15 protein-coding genes are annotated in these 15,994 nt (G+C 45.9%); 4 read left to right on the top strand and 11 right to left on the bottom strand.

The genetic code is table 11. The features are described from left to right. Positions 1-4 precede the first annotated feature (4 nt). From TPET_RS08080 to TPET_RS08070, 3 genes are read right to left on the bottom strand one after another with little or no spacing between them, the layout of a single operon-like run. Positions 5-718, bottom strand: coding sequence for an SDR family oxidoreductase (locus tag TPET_RS08080; RefSeq protein ID WP_011943999.1), 714 nt, complete (start codon positions 716-718; stop codon positions 5-7). Then, the gene (locus tag TPET_RS08075; protein ID WP_011943998.1) at positions 696-2,552 is read right to left on the bottom strand and encodes an HD domain-containing phosphohydrolase; all 1,857 of its coding nucleotides are present in this window, start codon (positions 2,550-2,552) and stop codon (positions 696-698) included. Before TPET_RS08075 ends, TPET_RS08080 begins: the two co-directional genes overlap by 23 nt. Positions 2,553-2,569: 17 nt before the next feature. After that, positions 2,570-3,175 (bottom strand): Crp/Fnr family transcriptional regulator, encoded by a 606-nt coding sequence (locus tag TPET_RS08070; RefSeq protein ID WP_011943997.1) that lies wholly within the window; start codon positions 3,173-3,175, stop codon positions 2,570-2,572. A gap of 89 nt (positions 3,176-3,264) precedes the next feature. Between TPET_RS08070 and hcp the strand changes: the two genes are divergently transcribed. Then, a complete protein-coding gene (hcp, locus tag TPET_RS08065) occupies positions 3,265-4,560 on the top strand; it encodes a hydroxylamine reductase (RefSeq protein ID WP_011943996.1) in 1,296 nt (431 codons plus the stop codon). A gap of 39 nt (positions 4,561-4,599) precedes the next feature. On the opposite strand, the gene TPET_RS08060 is transcribed toward hcp, so the two are convergent. Genes TPET_RS08060 through smc form a run of 6 tightly spaced genes read right to left on the bottom strand, consistent with a single transcriptional unit; the run spans position 4,600 to position 11,179 of the window. After that, on the bottom strand, positions 4,600-5,277 hold the full coding sequence (locus tag TPET_RS08060) for a YjjG family noncanonical pyrimidine nucleotidase (protein WP_011943995.1): 678 nt from the start codon (positions 5,275-5,277) through the stop codon (positions 4,600-4,602). Then, the gene (locus TPET_RS08055; protein WP_011943994.1) at positions 5,274-6,113 is read right to left on the bottom strand and encodes a GNAT family N-acetyltransferase; all 840 of its coding nucleotides are present in this window, start codon (positions 6,111-6,113) and stop codon (positions 5,274-5,276) included. The genes TPET_RS08060 and TPET_RS08055 overlap by 4 nt, the downstream gene beginning before the upstream one ends. Further along, entirely contained in the window at positions 6,110-6,523 is a 414-nt protein-coding gene (fliS, locus tag TPET_RS08050; RefSeq protein WP_011943993.1) for a flagellar export chaperone FliS, read from the bottom strand. Before fliS ends, TPET_RS08055 begins: the two co-directional genes overlap by 4 nt. Before the next feature lie 11 nt (positions 6,524-6,534). After that, positions 6,535-7,128 (bottom strand): hypothetical protein, encoded by a 594-nt coding sequence (locus tag TPET_RS08045; protein WP_011943992.1) that lies wholly within the window; start codon positions 7,126-7,128, stop codon positions 6,535-6,537. After that, a complete protein-coding gene (locus tag TPET_RS08040) occupies positions 7,125-7,664 on the bottom strand; it encodes an NUDIX domain-containing protein (protein WP_011943991.1) in 540 nt (179 codons plus the stop codon). Before TPET_RS08040 ends, TPET_RS08045 begins: the two co-directional genes overlap by 4 nt. Positions 7,665-7,666: 2 nt before the next feature. After that, positions 7,667-11,179, bottom strand: a complete 3,513-nt coding sequence (gene smc / locus TPET_RS08035) for a chromosome segregation protein SMC (protein ID WP_011943990.1) — start codon at positions 11,177-11,179, stop codon at positions 7,667-7,669. Positions 11,180-11,252: 73 nt separating this feature from the next. Between smc and TPET_RS08030 the strand changes: the two genes are divergently transcribed. From TPET_RS08030 to TPET_RS08020, 3 genes are read left to right on the top strand one after another with little or no spacing between them, the layout of a single operon-like run. After that, positions 11,253-12,392, top strand: coding sequence for an aldo/keto reductase (locus TPET_RS08030; RefSeq protein WP_011943989.1), 1,140 nt, complete (start codon positions 11,253-11,255; stop codon positions 12,390-12,392). Beyond that, a complete protein-coding gene (locus tag TPET_RS08025) occupies positions 12,389-14,320 on the top strand; it encodes a sensor domain-containing diguanylate cyclase (RefSeq protein ID WP_011943988.1) in 1,932 nt (643 codons plus the stop codon). The genes TPET_RS08030 and TPET_RS08025 overlap by 4 nt, the downstream gene beginning before the upstream one ends. Next, entirely contained in the window at positions 14,313-14,813 is a 501-nt protein-coding gene (locus TPET_RS08020; protein ID WP_004080162.1) for a methylglyoxal synthase, read from the top strand. The genes TPET_RS08025 and TPET_RS08020 overlap by 8 nt, the downstream gene beginning before the upstream one ends. Here the strand turns inward: TPET_RS08020 and TPET_RS08015 are convergent. Both TPET_RS08015 and TPET_RS08010 read right to left on the bottom strand, forming a co-directional pair. Further along, the gene (locus tag TPET_RS08015) at positions 14,810-15,016 is read right to left on the bottom strand and encodes an FmdB family zinc ribbon protein (protein WP_011943987.1); all 207 of its coding nucleotides are present in this window, start codon (positions 15,014-15,016) and stop codon (positions 14,810-14,812) included. The two genes, TPET_RS08020 and TPET_RS08015, sit on opposite strands and share 4 nt — an antisense overlap. A 4-nt stretch (positions 15,017-15,020) precedes the next feature. Continuing rightward, on the bottom strand, positions 15,021-15,986 hold the full coding sequence (locus TPET_RS08010; RefSeq protein WP_011943986.1) for an AI-2E family transporter: 966 nt from the start codon (positions 15,984-15,986) through the stop codon (positions 15,021-15,023). Positions 15,987-15,994 lie beyond the last annotated feature (8 nt).

The raw sequence follows: 15,994 nt of genomic DNA, 5'->3' as shown, positions 1-15,994 counted from the left end.
TTCTTTAGAGCGGAAATTTGGAAAGCCCACCATCCACAACAATGGTTTGTCCAGTTAGATAAGAGGCCTTTTCGGAACAGAGAAATGCCACAACACTGGCTATCTCTTCGGGTTTTGCCATCCTTCTCATGGGGATCTGAGATTCCACCTGTTTTTTCTTTTCTTCACTGAGAAGCTCTTTCACCCTCTCTGTCTCCGTCCAGCCCGGTGCCACACAGTTCACTGTGATACCGTACGGTGCCACCTCAAAAGAGAGTGTCTTTAGAAATCCGGTGAGGGCCATCCTCGCAGAATTGGATGTGTAGAGATTTTCTATCGGTGAGATCACGGAGAAAGAAGTGATGGCTACGATCCTTCCCCAGCCCTTTTCTTTCATCGCTGGAAGATAGTTTCTCACAATTTTGATCATGTTCAAAAAGAGGCTGTCGATCGCTTCTTTGAAATCTTCATTCGTAAGTTCATCGAAGAATCCCGCTTTTGGTCCTCCTGCGTTCAGAACGAGGATGTCCACCTCTTTCACCTTTTCGAACAGTAGATCCAGATCCTTCCTGAGATCGCAGACGACGTATCTGTGGCCGCTTCTCTTCAAAAGTTCTTCATTTCTCGCACAGATGGTAACTTCCGCTCCTTCCTGGCTCAAAACATCCGCTACAGCTCTTCCAATACCCCTGCTCGCCGCAAGAACGAGTGCTCCCTTATCCCTGATGCCCAGTTCCAAGGTCTCCTCCCCCTTCCAAAAACTCTATGAACTTCTCCACGATGACGGGGTCGAACTGCCGTCCCGCATTTCTTCTCAGCTCTTGAATCGATTCTTCGACGCTCTTTCCTCTCTTGTAGGGCCTGTCGCTTCTCATCGCCTGATAGGAATCCGCCACACACAGAACACGGGCTTCGAAGGGTATTTCTTCACCTTTGAGACCGTCCGGGTAACCTTTTCCGTCCCATCTTTCGTGGTGATGCCTTATCCAGATAGCAACATCTTCAAAACCCTCGATCTCCTTGACCAGCTCGTATCCCCTAACGGGATGTATCTTTATCAGCTCAAATTCTCGTTCGTCGAGTTTACTTGTTTTGTTCAAAACAACCTGGGGTACGTAGATCTTCCCGATATCGTGCAGAAGGCCTGCCCAGTAGAGTTTTTCCAGCTTTTCATCGCCCAAGTCAAACATCCTTCCGATCTCAACAGCGTAATAAGCTACCTCTTCCGAATGCCCTTTCGTGTAATAGTCGTAATACTCGAGAGCTTTCACCCAGGTTTTCACGATGTCTCTGTAGAGTTTTCTTTCTCTGCTTATCAACTTTCTGTACGTGTATATGGCAGAGACAATGGTTAGAAGCGACTCGAGAACTCCTTTTTCATCTTCGCTGAGATCGCCTTCCAGCACAATGTAACCGTGTTTTTCATTTGAATGGGATATTTCAAATACCGTTCCTTCGACTTTTTCAGGTGCACGATCATCGAGGATCACTTTCAAGTTTTTCACGTTCAGAAGGTATTTCACAATTTGTCCCACTTCGAAAAAGAATCTGGACTTATCTTCAATGAAAACCAGTTTGGCTATTTTCCACACCGATTCTCTGAACCTCTCGTTGAGCTCTCTGATCTCACCGTAGAGCTTCTCGAGTTCTTCCTGGTTCGCGGAGACCTCCTGATAGAGGGCTTCTATCTCTTCGTTCTGGGCTTTCAATTCTTCGTTTGCTTCTTTCAGCTGAAGGGTTCTTCCCTCAACTTTTCTTCTCAACAAATAGATGAACGTCAGGGCAATGCCAAAAGATATCACGAAAGCTGCAGTTCCATAAAAGACCACCCTCAAGAACCACAGGGGTGTCACGAGGACAAGCGGTATGTAGTTTCTGATGATATCATTCTTTTCTCCCTCAGAAATACGGTTCAGTCCAGAATTTATGAGCGATAGAACACTTTCATTACCCTTCAAAACGGCAACGTGGAGATAATTCGTCTCAAGATGAAGAGTTCTGAACTCTGGAAGGAGGTCCTCCTTCGAGAGGTAGTACCTTGCCACTATATCATCACCAAGGAAAACCGATATTTTCTTCTCTTTCAACGCCTTCGCGATGGAGGAATAATCGTTGAAGAACTCGAATTCCACATCCGGATTTTTCTCACGAAGAGTTTCCACAGCACCTTCTCCTCTGAGAGCGCCGACAACGTAAGAAGACAGGTCCGAAAAATCTCTTATGGGAAGGTCTTTCCTGAAGAACACACAGGATCTCATTTCGAATATGGGTCTGGAAAAGGAGAGGGCTTCTTCTCTCTCGGGTGTTTTAAAGATCTGATCGATCGCGTCTATCTTTCCTTCAGTCAGCAATTCCTGCGCTCTGTACCACTTCACAGGCACGAGCTCAACTTCCACACCCGTCTTTTCTGGAAAGAGCTTCCAGAAATCGACGGAGATCCCGATAAGATTTCCGTTTTCATCGTAAAAAGAAAATGGTGCGTAGTCCTCATCGAGGGCTATCCGAGGGGGCTGAGAAAAGATCGAAAGTGAGAAGATCAGAAAGAAAAGAACAATCCCCCTGATCCCTATCACCCTCTTCCCTGTTCTGTTTAGATTCTATCATGTTCGAGAGGATCTTTGAGAACCTTTATCCTTCTTCCATGTTTCTCTATGTATCCTTCCCTCTCCAGTTCCTGAAAGACCCTCGAAAGCGCCGGTCTGGCACAACCAAAAAGTCTGGAGAGCTCTTCTAAGGTGACAGGGAGTGTCAACTCTCTCTCTTCGTTCATGTGATGCACCAGGAAGTTCAACACTTTTTCTCTGAGCGTCTTCATGGTGAGGAAAAAGAGCTTCTCAGAAACCACCCTGAAATGTTCCGACACATCTCTCAAAAAGAAAAGAAGAAACTCTCTGTCTTTCATCAAAAGATCAATAAAAACCTCTTTCGGTATCGAGAGAATCTTTGAGTTCTCTCCTGCCACCACGTTCACCGGGAATCTAGGTTCGCTGGAGAAGATGAAACCAGATGCGATGATCTGAACGGGTTTTATTTCATCGATCTCAAGGGTTCTTCCGTTTTCGGAGACATGTTCCGTTTTCAGGGTTCCTTCCAGGAGAACGAGCACGTCTTCTATCGGTTCATCCTGGTATTTCACGATTTCACCTTTTTTGAACACGATTATTCTCCCACATGGGAGCAGTTTTTTCAGATCCATTCTCTCACCTCGTAACAATTGTTACAGACAGGATTATCCCAACCTAATTATACTTCATGGTGGAAAACCCAGAAAAAGGAGGGAAAAGCATGCAGATGTTCTGTTATCAGTGTTCACAGGCCGCGAATGGTACTGGTTGTACAGAGTACGGTGTTTGTGGAAAGAGTCCGACGGTTGCAAGGCTCCAAGACAACCTCGTCTTTGCCATAAAAGGGATCTCCGCCTACTACTACCACGCGAGAGAACTCGGTTACGACGATCCCGAGATCGCAGGTTTCCTCGATGAAGCACTCTACAGTACTCTCACAAATGTGAACTTCGACGCACAGTCCTTTGTGGAGTACGCACTCGAGGCGGGCCGAATGAATCTGAGAGCGATGCAGCTTCTGAAGAAGGCACACATCGAAACCTACGGAGAACCCACCCCTGTTGAGGTGGAAACCGGAACGAAAAAAGGAAAGGGAATCATCGTGACAGGGCACAACCTGAAGGCTCTCGAAGAACTCCTGAAACAGGTCGAAGGAACGAATGTCTACGTTTACACACACTCCGAGATGCTTCCAGCACACGGATACCCCGGTCTGAGAAAGTACAAGAATCTCGTGGGGAACTTAGGAAAAGCCTGGTACGATCAAAGAAAGCTCTTCACAGAGTACCCCGTTGCCATCCTGGGAACTTCAAACTGTGTCTTGATTCCCTCTGAATCGTACAGAGACAGGATGTTCACAACAAGCATCGCAAGACTCCCCGGTGTGAAACACATAGATGGATACGACTACACCGAGGTGATAGAGAAGGCAAAGAGCTTGCCAGATCTTGAAGAAAAGCCGGGAAGTTACAAACTCAGGACAGGATTTTCCACGTCTGTTGTGGTTTCTCTCGCGGACAAAATAAAAGAACTCGTGGAGGCCGGGAAGATAAAACACTTCCTCGTCGTAGGAGGATGCGATGTACCGTTCAAGAGGAACGAGTACTACAGAGAGTTCGTTCAGAAACTCCCTAAGGAAACCGTTGTGATCACACTCGCATGTGGGAAGTTCAGGATAAACGACCTCGATCTTGGAGACATAGAAGGCATTCCGAGACTCATCGATGTGGGACAGTGTAACGACACGATCGTGGCGATAGAAATCGCCCAAGCACTCGCGAAAGTTTTCGGTGTGGAAGTCACAGATCTTCCTCTCACGCTCGTTCTCACCTGGATGGAACAGAAGGCAGTTGCGATCCTGTGGACACTTCTCGCGCTCGGTCTGAAGAACATATACGTTGGTCCTGTTCTTCCCGCGTGGGTGAACGAGGACATTCTGAAAGTGCTCACCGCAGAATTCGGATTGAAGACGATCTCGGAACCGGAAAAGGACATAAAAGAAATACTGAAAGTGTGACTTTCCCCGCCGCCCGGCGGGTTTTTTACTTCACGAATCTCACAGAAGCTCTTCTACTATCTTCTCCAGTTCTTCGAAATTCCTTGCAACCGGGAAATCTCCAGAGGAGTCACCGTCAGGTGAGAAGAGCACGAAATCTATCCCGGTGTTTCTGGCACCCTTGAGATCACTGCTGAGATCGTCCCCCACATAGAGGACTTCTTCCTTTTTCAATTTCATTCTTTCGAGTGCCATCCAGAAGATGTGTGGATCTGGTTTTTCGACTCCCGCTTCTTCGGAGGTGAGGACGAACTCGAAGAATCTGTCGAGTTTCAGCTTCCTGCTTCTTTTTTCCTGAACGAACCTGACTCCGTTCGTCACAGCAGCCATTCGAAGATCTTTCTTCTTCAGCCTTTCGAGGAATTCTTCTGCACCTGGAAGGAAATGAGCTTCTTCAGAGAGAAACTCCAGATAATCTTTTGCAACCTCTTTTGGATCCAGTGGGATGTTCAGCGTTTTCAGAAATTCTTCGAATCTGGCAACAACAACGACATCTTTCGACACCTTGCCTTCTGCAAGCAGCTTCCACCATTTCCTGTTTATTTCTCTGTACAAAAACACCTGATCCTCGGTGAGAGGAATTCCGTACTTCAGGAAGGTTCTTTTCAGAGCCTGATCTTCGCTCTTTTCAAAATCCAGAATCGTTCCGTCTAAATCGAACAGAACTCCCTTTTTCAACTCAATTTCAACTCCATTTCGTACTGTACGAGAACTCTCTGAAAGCCGTTCACTTCGAGTGAACGAGAAAGGGGATCGTCTTCAGGCACCGCGGTGCACGTCACAGCCGTTTTTCCGCTCTCTTTCTGGATGTGATCCACACACTCTCTTATGAACTCGTCCATGCTTCCACGCAGGGCAAAAGCGTCCACTATGAAGCCACTCTGGGGAGTCTCACCCCAGACCAGATAACCTTCTCCGTCTCTCCAGCTTGCCCTTTCCATTCGATACCGTCCATCTGCGAGAAGAAGAGTGGTACACTCCCTCTGCCAGTTCGGGTTTCTTTTAAAATCCGTTCTCGCCTTGAGGGCATACATGTGGATCCTCTTTTCGTCCGTTTCGAAGAACTTCACCGAACCCGTTCCATCTATTCTTCTGTCGAAGAAATAACTGTAGAGCTCTCTTCTCTTTTTGAAACCGTTCTTCTCGTAAAATCGAACCGCCCTTTGATCATCCGCCACAACCTCAAGAACAACGCTTTTTACACCTTTCCACATGAGATGTTCCAGTGCATGCTTCAAAATCATATCCGCAAGTCCCGTTCCTCTCTTCGGTTTGATCACACCCATGGAGTCTATTCTGCCCCTGTCTTTCCTTATGCACAGTAGGATGAATCCCACCGGAACATCATTTTCAAAAAACACGAAAGAATCGTCAAGAGAGATCGAATTTTCTCTCACGTCGAGGTTGAAGTTGTAAACATCCCAGTTCACAGGCACCGCATAATCCTTGAAAATCTCATTCACGAGGTTCACAAGATCTATCACAGAAACTTCGCTCGCTTTCTTTATGGTCACCCCATGAGATTCAACCCCCCTTGCTTCTTTTCGGGAGGAGTCACGTTCCCTGCTTTCTTCATAGCTTCTTTCCAGACTTCGAGCAGTTCTTCGAGCATCCCGCGAACTTCCTTGATTTTCTCCACATCCTTTTTCACGTTCCCCTCAACAAGCCTCTGGAACATGTAGTTGTAAAGGGCTCTCAGGTTCTGTGCGATCGTCCCACCCTTTTCCATGTCGAGGGAAAGGTTGAGCTCGGTGATGATGTCCTGTGCCCTCGTCACTTTCTCGTTGAACTCAACGAATTTTTTATCGGCCAACAAATTCTCGGCCTCTTTCAAAACTTCTATCGCCTTCTCGTAGAGCATCTGAACGAGCTTAGCGGGACTTGCGGTCATCACCATCTTTTCAAGATAGGTGTTTTCCTTCATCTTTTCACCTCTCAGGACGGTTCTTTCTGAAGCAACTCTTCAACTCTTCTGAAGAACTCTTCATAGTATCCAAAGACGTCCTTGAGCTCCCCATCTATAAGATCCGCTATTTTCACCAGATCTTTACTTTGAAGAGCGTTCACAAAGTCTGTGAGGATACGAACCAGGTTCTCCTCTTCGACTTTCAGTCCGAGTTCTTTCGAATTGATCCCGGTGATTCTTACGGTGTTCATGCGAACGTTCTCCATCGCGTTCAGTCCTTCGGCGAGATCGTTTATACTCCTGTATCCCTCTGTGGTTCCAGCAACAACTGCGTCTGCCACCTTACTAAGGAGAGGTTTCACCCGTTCTATATACCTGAGCACCTCTTCAATTGTTTCGAGGAGAAAATCCCTCAATGGAGAGAGTTCCAGTTCGATTTCCATTTCCTCGTTTATTTCCATCTGCTTCAAGTCTTCCAGTCTGGAGAGAGGCTGTTCTTCTTGGTCTATAACTATTCTTTTCACAACGAGATTCTCTTTGTTTTCTCTCACTCGATTGAGAAGCTCTCCCAAAGTCTGGACCCCTTCAACGACTATCTCCTCACCGTTCACGATCACCTTCATCGAATCACTCCTTTCGCAAAGAAAAACCGTGTTAGCGCACAGATGGTTTTGGAATCTTCTATCTCCGCGTTCCTGAGCAGAGAAAGTACCTCTTCGATGTGTAATTCCTTAACTTCAATGAACTCATCCGGATCTGTGTTCTGAGTGGTCTTTTCCAGGTCTTCGGCAGCGAATATGTGTATCACTTCCGTGGTGAAACCCGGCGTGGTGAAGATCTTTCCGAGATAAGAAAGCTTCTTCGCCCTGTAGCCAGTTTCCTCCTCGAGCTCTCTTTCTGCACACTCTTCAGGAGACTCTGCGGGATCCATCTTTCCCGCGGGAAGCTCCAGAAGGACCTGCTCGATTGGATACCTGTACTGTTCAACGAAAAGAATCTTCTCACCGAGCACAGGAACGATCACCACAGCACCGGGATGATCCACCACTTCACGGGTGGACACTTTGCCATCTGGAAGCCTCACATAGTCCACCCTCACACTTATCATCTTTCCTTCGAAGACTCTTTTGCTCTCGATTCTCTCTTCGTAGAACTTCACCGTTACACCTCCAGTATTTTCTCCACTTCTACCGGAACGATGGCCGACACACCGTTTACCATGGTCACCCCATGTAGAAGATCGGCAGCTTCCATCACGATTTTATTGTGCGTGATCACGATGAACTGGGTGTGCTTCGAGTTCTCTTTGAGGAGCCTCTTGAATCTTTCAGAGTTGTAGTCATCGAGAGGAGAATCAACCTCGTCGAGCACGTAGAAGGGGCTCGGTTTTATCTCCATGAGGGCGAAAAGCAGAGCCAATCCCACGAGCGCCTTCTCACCACCCGAAAGAAGGCTCAGTTTCTGATCTCTTCTTCCCGGTTTTCTTATGGATATTTCAAAACCCGCGTCGAGAATGCTTTTGGCTTCAGAAACGATGTTGAGCCTTCCCTCACCACCGAAGAAGAGAAGAGAAATGAACCTGTTGAAGCTTTCGTTCACTCTCTGGTAAACGTCGAAGAGTAAACTCTCTGCTTCTCGATCCGTTTTTTCTATGATCTCTTCGAGTTTTCGTTTCGCTTCCTCGAGATCTTCTTTCTGTTTCAGTATTTCTTCGTACTCTTCGCGGAGTTTTTCGTACTCGTCTATCGCCGTGAGATCGACGGGGCCGAGGTACTTTATTTTGTTTTCCAAATCTTTTATCTGTCTATAGATCTCCTCAAGCTTTTCCTCACCGAGTTCCTCTACATCTTCTTCGTTTCCGGAAAACTCCTCCAGAAGATTCGCTATCTTTAACCTGGTCTCCTGGAGAGCCAGATCTATCTGATGGAGGTGGTTTCTCAGTCCTTCCTTTTCTTCCTTCAGTTCGTTCATTCTGTTTTCCACTTCTTGAAGTTCTCGCATCTTCTCTTCTTTACCTGATCTGTGGAGTTTCATGGCTTCGAACACATTGTCCATTTCTTTCTTCAAGTGCTCGATTTCTCTTTCGTGTTCTCTTATGAACTTTCTGTAGTTTTCCATTTCCTCTTCAAGGCTCGTCATCTGCAACTTTATGTCTTCCGTTTCCCGAGCAATTCGTTCTATCGTTTTTCTTGTGTCTCGCATTTCCTTTTCGTATCGATCTTTTGTTTCCAGGAGATTTCCAACCTCTGCTCTGAGTGTGAAAATCTTTTCGTTGAGTTCATCGAGGATCCTCTTTTCTTTCTCGAGTTCTTCGGAGTATTCGGCCAACGATCTTTGAAGGTCTTCTCTGTTCTGTTTCAGTTCGTCGATTTCCTCGAAGATCTTTTCTCTTCTCGCGTTCAGTCCTTCTTCTTTTGCTCTGTACTCAACCAGGAGCTTCTCCAGATTTTCCACTTCTTCTTGAAGCTGATTGATGGTTCTCAGGATCTCGGACAGAACAGTCTTGGTCGAAGACGATTTCCTGGAGAGTTCGAACAGCTCCCTCTGGACGATCGTTTCCTGGTTTCGCAGGTTTTCCTGTTCTGTCTTCAGACTGGCCAGTTCATCCCTATTTTCTGCGATTTGTCTCTCTGTTTCTTCCATTTCCTGCTCCAGATGCTTCAGTTTTATGTGTTTTTCAAACACGTTGATCGATCTTTCTTCCTTTCCTCCTGTTATAGCCCCTCTTCCGCTTATGAGTTCACCATCGAGGGTAGCGATTCTGGTGTTCAGCTGGTATTCTTTCTTCATCCTGATCGCATCGTCGAGTGTTTCCACCACTACGGAATTCCCAAAGAGAAATCCTCCAAGAACCTCGAGATCTGAAGGAAGTTTCACCAAGTCAACGGCGTACCCCACAAACCCTTTCTCTTTTTCCAGTCCGGATATCCTGTTGAAAGAACCGTCTATCAGATCGAGTGGAAGTATCGTCACTCTTCCTGCTTCGTTCCGCTTCAGAAACTCCACGATCGCCTTCGCTGTATCTACGTTTCTCACCACGATGTTCTGAGCCATCCCACCGAGAAGTACACTCACAGCGAGGGAGTACTTTTCATCCACCTCTATCAGGTTCGAGACTACATCAACGAGTCCGGGAAAGCGCTCCTTTTCCTCGAAAACTGCTCTCACGGCCCGTGAGAATCCCTTGTACTCTCTCATGTCACGCTCGATCATTTCTTTTTCGAACAGGATCTCTCTCAGTCTTCTCTCCTTCACGTCTATTTCCGAGGTGATTTTTCTGATTTCTTTCTCGACCTCTTCCAATCTCTCACGAACAGTGTTCAATTCTTCTGTCAATTTTCTTTCTTTCTCATCGAATTCTTCCACACGCTTTGATATTTCTTTGAATTCGCTCTTCTTATCTTCGAGTTCTCTTCTCCTTGTCAGTATCTGGTTTTCCGTTATTTTTCTTCTCTTTTCGAGGTCCTCGAGTGTTTCTCCTATCCTCAAAAGCTCGCTCTCCAGTTTGAGTATCTGCTTTTCTAACCTGGAGATCTCGTCCCTGACTTTCAGAAATTCTTTCTCTTTCTCACTGAATCTTGAGAGAAGATTTTCTTTTTCTTTTTCGAACGCTTCGAGTTCTTTTGCCTTTTTCTCGTATTCTCCTGTCACTCCCTTGAATATGTACTCCATTTCTTCAAGACGTCTTTTGTGCTCTTCTCTTCGCTTTTCCAGCTCGTCGAGCCTGGTGGATAACTCCACGTACTTGTTTTCACTGTCTGCGAGCTTTGAAGAGTAGAATCCTTTCATCTCCACAAGATCATTCTGTCTTTTTTTATAATCCTCGAGGAGCTTCGTGTAACGTTCTATCTCCTGGTCCATCTCTCCGAACTCACTTCTCAGAGTACTCCACTTCGTCTCCAGTTCCACCAGTTCTTTCTGGATATTCTTTATTTTCTCGTTTGTCTTCTTCTCTTCTTCCTGGTAGAATTCCAGTTTTTTCCTTTCTCTCTTCAAAGCGTTTCCGTAGTAGATTCTTTGAAGTTCTTCAATCTGAGCAGTGTATTCCCTGAACCTTTCAGCACGCTTGGCCTTGAGGTAGAGAGATTTCATCTGCCTTTCACGCTCGAACAGAACGTCTTTCACTCTGTCGAGGTTCACCTTCGTTCTTTCAAGGTTCATCTCTGTTTCCTTTTTCTTCTCCCTGTATATGGAAACCCCTGCAGCCTCTTCCAGCAGCAACCTCAATTCTTCTGGAGAGGCATTAACAATTCTATCTATCTGTCCCTGTCCCACAATGGAGTAGAAGTCCACTCCAAGACCGGTACCTGCAAAGCGATCTCTGATGTCTTTCAATCTAACCGAGCTTCCGTTGAGGTAGTAAGTGTTCTCTCCCGTTCTCTTTAACTCACGGGCCACGGTTATTTCCTCTCCGTTTTCTTCAAAGACAAGCTCCACATAGGCAGAACCAGCCGGTGGAAGGTTCTCCGATCCAGCGAAGATCATATCGAACTTTTCACTCGCACGGAGCTCTTTCTTCGATTGTTCACCGAACACCCATTTTATGGCATCTATGATGTTGGATTTCCCGCTACCGTTGGGGCCAACGATAGCGGTCACGCGATCGGAGAAACCTATCAGGGAAGGTCTTCCAAAGGATTTAAAACCTTTTAAGTAGAGTTTTTTCAATCTCAAACCGATCCCCTCCCACACGTTAGATTTTATCATTGTGGAGTGATAAAATTGATAACTGTAAGGAGGTGAAAATATGCAGTACAGAGATTTCGGAAAAACCGGAGTGAAGACGTCGCTCCTCGGTTTTGGAGCCATGCGACTCCCCGTCATTGGAGAGGATCACTCGAATATCGACGAAGAGAAAGCCATCGAAATGATCCGTTACGCCATCGATCACGGTGTGAACTACGTTGACACTGCCTATCCTTACCACGGGGGAAACAGTGAAAGAATCGTGGGGAAAGCTCTGAAAGACGGATACCGTGAAAAAGTTTTCCTCGCAACCAAATCTCCCGTCTGGCAGGTGGAAAAACACGAAGATTTTGAGAGAATTCTCGACGAACAGCTGGAGAAACTCCAGACGGATCACGTTGATATGTACCTCATGCACGCACTGAACAAAGAAAGATGGGAAAAAATCAGGAATCTGAGATTCTTTGATTTCTTCGAGAAAGCGAAAGCAAATGGAAAGATAAGATTTGCGGGCTTTTCGTTCCACGACAGCTATCCAGTTTTTAAAGAGATCGTCGATGGGTACGACTGGGACTTCTGCCAGATACAGCTCAACTACATGGACGTGAACTACCAGGCAGGACTGAGAGGGTTGAAATACGCTGGATCAAAGGGACTTGCCGTTGTGATCATGGAACCACTCAAAGGTGGAAAGCTCGCAAGACTTCCAGAGAAGGTCATGGAAATTCTTAGGAAATACAACAAGGACTGGTCTCCGGTAGAACTGAGCTTCAGATGGATTGGACATCACCCGGAGGTTTCCACCATATTGAGTGGAATGAGCACCCTCGAACAGGTGGAACAGAACGTAAAGATCATGAGCAATATCACTCCCGGCAATCTCACAGACGAAGACATGAAGATGATAGAAGAGATAAGAAGAACCCTCGAATCTTTCGCTGTGATAAACTGTACTCAGTGTGGATACTGTATGCCGTGTCCGAACGGTGTGGATATCCCCGGAAACTTCCGTCTGTACAACGAAACCATCATGTTCGAAGATTGGGAAGGTGGAAGAAGAACGTACAAATGGTTTGAAAGTCAAAAATCCGCCGCTTCCTTCTGTGTTGAATGCGGCGAATGTCTCAGTAAGTGTCCGCAAAAGCTCGACATACCGAACCTTCTGAAGAAAGTTCACAGGGAGTTAGCGGAGGTCAAATGAAAAAACTCATCTGGCCGGTGCTCCTCGTGGGCACCGTACTTTTAATCATTTATTCTTTCCTGATCGGCACCCCTCTTGAAATTCACTTAGCGACTCGCTGGGAAATTGCCCTTCCCAGAGTTCTTTTTCTTCTCGGATCTTTTTTGCTGAACACTTTGTTTTCCCTGACAGGATCGTACGTGGTTCTTTTTGGAAGCGTTTCTTTGTTTCTCGGCGCGCTGATGAATCTTCTGGAATTTTTCTTCGCTTTTCCTTCTTTTTTCTATACAGTCAAATTGATCTTTTACGTGGCCGGTTCTCTTCTGCTTCTAATTGGAATCTTCAGAGTATTTTTAAAACTGAAAAGATTCACCCTGATGTTCAGAGGACTCTTCGAGGAAAACAACGACATGGTGATATACTACGACCCATCTGGAAAGATCGTTGATGTGAATCCAGCCGCTGAGAAATTCCTGGGATACACTCGCATCGAGCTTCTCGGAAAAACCATAGAGGAGATTTCTAAGCCAGGTGAAGAAAGGGTATTGTTTCAAATCTTGAATTTTTCACAGAATGGTATAAAGACTCTGGAAAGGGAACTTCTCTCAAAGGATGGAAGAACCGTTCTGTGCGAGTGTAAATTGGCTCCGGTATATGAAGGAAAGAAGATCGCTATGATTCAGGAAATCGCACGCCCCATCGATGATATAAGGAAAATAGAGGATCAGATCAGAAGAGGAAGAAAAAGATTCCTCACTTATTTCAACAACATTCCCGTTTTGAGTGTGATTCTGAGAGAAGATGGAACGGTTGAAGACGTGAACGAAGCAGGTTGCAAACTTCTTGGAGTGAACAGAGAACAGCTTCTGAACAAAAACTGGTTCGACATGTTCCACGAAAGTTTTCCACACGAAACTTTTGAAAGATCCTTCAAAGAAAAAATGGTGCACGAAGGTACCATAGATGGAAGAATCATAAGATGGGTGTTCATACCCCTTGAGGAGAACAGAGTGATGGTAACAGGCCTTGACATCACTGAGTTAAAGGAAAATCTCACCTCTCTGGAAGAAGACAAAAAATTCTATCAGCTTCTTCTGGATCTTTCAAAAAGCCTTCTATCGCTCGGATGGAACGATTTCGTGTTCAAACAGTATCTTTTATCACTCGGTGAAGTGTTCGGTTCAAAGAGTGTGGCTCTGTACGAAAAAAAGAACGGGGATTTCGTTCTGACAGCCTCTCTCAACGGTTCTTTCGAAGAGATTTTGTCCAGGATACCGGAAGACATAGATTGTGAGAATAGAATGTTGAGAATTCCTCTTGAGTACGAAACAGATACTTTTGCAGTACTCCTCATCGGCTGTGGAAAAACCGATGAGAGACTTTTTGAGATGGCCAGACTTTTGAAAAATCACCTAGAACTCATCTACTGGAAATTGAAGGGGGAGGAGAGGATCCTCTGGCTCGCTGAACGCGATTCCCTAACTGGTGTGTACAACCGAGAAGCGTTCGAAAGTAGACTCGCTTACCTCATCAACCTTTCAAAGAGGTACAGCAGAAAACTCTCCTTCGTCTTCATCGATCTTGATGATTTCAAGCGTATAAACGATTCAAAGGGCCACCTGGTTGGAGATCGAGTTCTGAAAGAGTTTGTAAACAGACTCACCTCACTTCTGAGAAAATCGGATGTAGTTGGTAGACTCGGGGGTGACGAATTCGGTATCATACTCCCTGAAACGGATCGAACAGGAGCGGAAATTCTCATGAAGAGAATAGAAGAGCACTTCAGAGAATCTGTTCCAGTGGATGGAGAATTGTTTTCAGTGAATTTCAGTTATGGTATCAGCGTGTTCCCCGAAGACGGAGAAAGTGTGGAAGAACTCCTGAAGGTCGCAGACGAAAGGATGTACATGAATAAATTCAGCAAGAAGAGGGGGAGAGAGAATGTCTGACAGACCAAGAAGGTACAAGATCTTTATGGATAAAAAGAAGAGGATCGCTCTCATTGCACACGATAGGAGAAAGAGAGATCTTCTTGAGTGGGTGAGCTTCAATCTTGGAACGCTCTCCAAACACGAGCTTTACGCTACAGGTACGACCGGTGCTCTCCTTCAGGAAAAACTCGGTCTCAAAGTACACCGACTGAAAAGCGGACCCCTCGGTGGAGATCAGCAGATCGGTGCGATGATCGCTGAAGGAAAGATAGACGTGCTCATATTCTTCTGGGATCCTCTGGAACCCCAAGCTCACGATGTGGATGTGAAAGCACTCATCAGGATAGCCACAGTGTACAACATTCCCGTCGCCATCACAAGATCCACAGCGGACTTCTTAATCTCCTCACCGCTCATGAACGATGTGTACGAGAAGATTCAGATAGACTACGAAGAAGAACTGGAAAGAAGGATCAGAAAAGTAGTGGAGGGTGAGGAAGAAGAGACTTAGCTACATCCTGAACATCCTCCACAGCTTCCACCGCACGAGGAGGAAGAAGAACCACCCTGCACGGAGAAGGAAATCTTCCTGTACACTCTTTCCTTCTCTTTTGAGTCACACTTAGGACATCTCACCTCGTCTATTTTGCTGTAAGAGGTGAATACCGTGTATTCTTCCCCACACTTTTTACACCTGAACGTGTAAGTGGGCATCGTTTCAGCCTCCCATTACGTACTGCTTCCAGAAGTTTTTCAGGAATATCAGAAACGGAAGCGCAATTAGAACGCCACCGAAACTGAAAAGATCGCCGAGGATGAGTATAGTGATCAGAATGATGAACCAGTGAACGTTCAAGGTGTTGCTCTGTATCTTTGGAGCGAGCACCCACATTTCCAGTTGATTCGCCGCGACGAGGATGATCGTTCCTATGAGAAGACCGCTCAGACCATGAACAGAGAAGGCAAGCATCAGAAGAGGAATAGCAGATATCACCACCCCAAGATACGGAACGAAATCCGTTACGAAAGCAAGCATTCCTAAAAAGAACGCACTCGGTATTTTGAAAATGAAAGCACCAAAGCCAACAAACAGACCGACGAATATCGCAACGAGCACCTGACCACCCACAAACCTTTCGAACTCGGTGTAAGTAGTTTTCAGGAACTCTTTACCGTCACTGGGATTTGTGGGAAACAGGTAGTGTACATTTTCTTTTATGAGTCTCTTCAACGAGGACACGATAAAGGCCGTGATCACTATGAGTATGGCAGCCGTTATGAAAGAAGGAACGTAGCCTATGATTTTGTTCACAAGCGAGAGTGCCCCTTCTGAGAAGGATGCGCTGATGCTGTTCAATATAGAAGACAACCATCCGGGTATGTCGATGTTCTCCAAACCCGATCTTATTCTGTCTATCTCAGTGAAGACCTTCTGCGCTTCTCTTACGATCACCGGAAAGAAATTAACAGCCGAATAGGCTGTCGTGAGGAAGACAAGAACGTTTGATATCACGCGGGGAAGAACGCGCGGTTTTTTTACGAGTATTCCCAAAAATCGCGCAACGTAATCGATAATTATCGAAAGATACAGCCCCATTATCAGAGCGGTTATAATGAAAGGGGAAAGTTTTGCGAGTACTAAAAACAGAACAAGATACAGCAGGGCAAAGTGTTTGTTCTTCAAGTTCTTCA

The sequence above is a fragment of the Thermotoga petrophila RKU-1 genome, assembly GCF_000016785.1.
Taxonomy (GTDB): Bacteria; Thermotogota; Thermotogae; order Thermotogales; family Thermotogaceae; genus Thermotoga; species Thermotoga petrophila.
This window is presented reverse-complemented; position numbering and strand designations above follow the sequence as displayed.